Genomic DNA, 1,551 nt, shown 5'->3' on the forward strand with positions numbered 1-1,551 from the left:
GCGTATTCTCTAACTTTCGGGCGATAAACTCCATTAACGCATCTTCCGACGAAAAGCGTGACTCCGTAGATTCGTAATTCGACCCATTTCGTTTCACGATGGTGGTCGTCCCTATCACGTGCACGTCACTCACGTAAGGGTCATCCATGGCGCCTTGAAGGACATCATACGTGTACCAGCTATTCAGCAAAGAAGAAATCACTTTCTCCCGATATTCAGCAGGTACGAATGTCCCCTGTTCTACGCACTTCGTGTACAGATATGTGTACATCTCTTTACGCGTGACACCGGCCCCTGAGATTTTCGAATCATTTAGAACGGTGCTTTTCAGTGTATTGATATACCCTTGCAAGATGTTGTCTATCGTCATCCGTGTATTCCTCCGCCCGACGTAGAATTGTTCGATGACTGAGGTGATTGCGTACCCTGTGTACGGGTCACCGTGATGGGTGAGGGATTCGCCCCATTTCCAGATTGCATTTGCATGGGTGGTAACTGAATCGATTGTGGTGCTGTAAACGAACCGTTTTGTGGAATCAGTCCAATCTGCACATTGTTGTTCAAAATGGCTGGAGCGAGCACATTGTAGTCCTGTTCCGTCACAAACACGAGGAGTGCGGTCGCCGAACCACCTTTGGCAGGTTGCAACACGTTGAGTACCGGAACCGGCTCGATGGTTTGAAACGATGTACTGTTTCCAGTCTGATTGGGTACGATAAGTGCAATACTTTCCCCGGCGTTCACGACCTGAGATAACGGAGACTGAACAGGAATCGATAGAAGCATGCCGGGTTTTCCTGTCTTTTCAACGTACTGGGTCAGAAACGATGAAAAGCTGCTGGACGAATTTAGGTCCCCCTTTGTAATGGGATATCCGTTTGGGACCGCGAACGACAGATAATGCCCAATCACATCACCTTCGCTTGTAGCACGCCCCTGAATCCCTGAGTTTTTGGGAACAGTCACGACTTTTACGTCTGACGGCCCTATCTGTGTATAGGGTTGTAAGTTGTGTGTGGATACCACCACCGTTTCCGTCTGACTCGCTTTGAGAAGGATGATTGTTGCTAAAATCCCAGCACCAAGAGCCAACGCCACACTCAGTCCAAACATCATTCTGGATGTCTTCACACGTTCCACCTCCGTCCACGTCGAAGACCACGTTTGGTCGAATTTAGAACAGGGTCAAAACGAAGCGCAGATAGAAGGTGATCCACCCCATCCTGTACGTCTCTACCCCCAACGAGTGCAGAAGCGCCAATCAGTTCACGATACAAGGTCCTATCCTCAGGAACCCGTACGATGTCCGATGGAATGTCCGCTTCTTCGAGCAGACGTAACGTACGTGCGTGCTCTGATACCCGTTTTCGAATTCGATTGATAACCACCGTCACGTTCTCCGGTGCCTTCTGATATCGAACCGCTTGATATTCATCGATAAAGCGTTTGAACGACACCCATTCTGGTGTCATGACAAACACAATTTTTTGTGCCAACTCGAGCGCTGTGTACGTTCCCTGTGCAGAAGGCGTCGTGTCAATAAGAACCAAA

3 protein-coding genes are annotated in these 1,551 nt (G+C 49.0%); all 3 read right to left on the reverse strand.

Annotated features, from left to right (window positions below; genetic code table 11):
* Positions 1–370 (reverse strand): hypothetical protein (locus AN477_RS05360; RefSeq protein ID WP_425388128.1); only part of this gene is annotated, 370 nt, incomplete at its 3' end.
* Positions 367–1,131, reverse strand: coding sequence for an SAF domain-containing protein (locus AN477_RS05365; RefSeq protein ID WP_054968151.1), 765 nt, complete (start codon positions 1,129–1,131; stop codon positions 367–369). The genes AN477_RS05365 and AN477_RS05360, both read right to left, overlap by 4 nt.
* Positions 1,128–1,551: hypothetical protein (locus tag AN477_RS24960; protein WP_169787846.1), on the reverse strand; the 424-nt coding region annotated here is incomplete at its 5' end. The genes AN477_RS05365 and AN477_RS24960, both read right to left, overlap by 4 nt.

Origin of the sequence: Paenalicyclobacillus ferrooxydans, assembly GCF_001399675.1 — a bacterium.
In the GTDB taxonomy this organism is placed as follows: Bacteria; Bacillota; Bacilli; order Alicyclobacillales; family Alicyclobacillaceae; genus Alicyclobacillus_B; species Alicyclobacillus_B ferrooxydans.